1 protein-coding gene is annotated in these 1,676 nt (G+C 72.9%); it reads left to right on the top strand.

Going from position 1 to position 1,676, the window contains the following annotated elements:
• The first annotated feature begins 287 nt into the window (after nucleotides 1-287).
• Nucleotides 288-1,592 (top strand): MFS transporter, encoded by a 1,305-nt coding sequence (locus AOK23_RS43395; RefSeq protein WP_055717852.1) that lies wholly within the window; start codon nucleotides 288-290, stop codon nucleotides 1,590-1,592.
• Nucleotides 1,593-1,676: the final 84 nt, after the last annotated feature.

The following is a 1,676-nucleotide window of genomic DNA, read 5'->3' as shown; positions in this document are numbered from 1 at the left end:
GTGTCGGCGTGGGGCTTCGGCGGGTCGCGGCGGTGGTGTTCTGCGGGTGGCGCTCGCCATGGCAGTGCCCAGACCATCCAGGAGACGGATGATCGGCATCCTGGATCGCGATCGGAAACAGGCTGGGCAGGGCTCGCGCGGTGCTCCATAGTCGTCTCCACCCGGCGCCGGAGCCACCGTGCGCACCGCCGGTCCAGTCTTCCAGGCCGTCCAGTCTTCCGGACGGCCCTGCCGTCGGCGGTCGCGCCGCCGCTCCCGTATCCCGCTCAGCCAGGTGGAGTTCCCGCATGCCCGCATCCGTGCCCCCGCCCACGCCCACGCCGCCGACGCCCGCAGTCCCGGCGAGTGTCCCGGCCGTGGAGACCGAGCCCGCGACCGCCGTGTCCGGCCCCGGCCACCGGCTGCGCATCACGCTGCTGATGGCCGGCAGTTGCCTGCCCGTCCTGGGTGCCGTTCTCATCGCCCCCGTCCTGCCGCTGATGCGCGACCACTTCGCCGACGAGCCGGGCGTCGACGCGCTCGTCCCCATGGCCCTGACGATCCCCGCCCTCTCGCTGGCCCTGCTGGCCCCCTTCGCCGGGGTCGTCGTCGACCGGCTGGGCCGCAAACGGCTGCTCGTCATCGCCACACTGCTCTACGCCGTGTTCGGCACGTCCCCGCTGTGGCTGGACTCGCTCGGTGCGATCGTCGCCGGCCGCGTTCTCGTCGGCGTCGCCGAAGCCGCCATCATGACCTGCTGCACCACGATGATCGGCGACTCCTACGCGGGGAAGCAGCGCGATCGCTACCTCGCCCTTCAGACGATGTGCGCCTCGATCTCCGCGACCGCGTTCTTCGCGCTGGGCGGCGCGGCCGGATCGGCCGGCTGGCGCACACCGTTCTGGGCCTACGCCGTGAGCCTGCTGCTCGCCCCCGCCATGGCCATGTTCCTCCCCGGACCGCGACCGTCCGAGCGGACCACGGCCGCCTCCTCCCGCTCCGAGCCGGCCGGTCGGCGGCCCTCCCCCTGGCGGCCACTGCTCGGGACGTGCGCGCTGACCGTCCTCGGCGCCGTCCTCTTCTACACCGTGCAGGTAGAACTCTCCTTCCTCCTGGATGACATGGGCGTGACCAACCCAGGAGTGATCGGCCTGGCCGCCGCCGTCTCCAGCGCGGCGGTCGTGGCCGGTGCCGTCATCTTCGCCAAGTCCGATCGGTCGCCGCACACTTGGCTGCCGGTCGTGTTCGGCCTGTGCGCGCTCGGCTTCGCGGTGATCTGGCTCGCCCCCGATCCCCTCGTACTGACCGTCGGTGCCGTGATCAACTGCCTCGGCGGCGGGATCATGCTGCCGAGCCTGCTCACGCTGGCGATGTCCCGGCTCGACCACGCCGACCGGGGCCGCGGTACGGGACTGTGGACCGGGGCCTTCTTCATCGGTCAGTTCCTCTGTCCCCTCGTCGTGCTCGCGCTCATCTCCGCCGTCGGCAGTCTGACGAACGCCATGGGTGTCCTGGCGGCCGTCGGTGCGGCCGGCGCCACCGGACTCGCGCTGTCCGCGCACCGGCGCCGCACGAGGAGCGCTCCCGCCCCCGTCGCCCCGCCGACCGTCTGAGCGGTCGTCCAGGGCGCCCGGCTCCTCCCCTCCACGGCCTCGCCCGATACGGCCGCACCCGTTACGGCCGCACCCGTTACGGCC

The organism is Streptomyces torulosus (assembly GCF_001419765.1).
Taxonomy (GTDB): Bacteria; Actinomycetota; Actinomycetes; order Streptomycetales; family Streptomycetaceae; genus Streptomyces; species Streptomyces torulosus.
The sequence above is the reverse complement of the archived record's forward strand: the minus strand, read 5'-3'. Positions and strand labels throughout refer to the sequence as shown.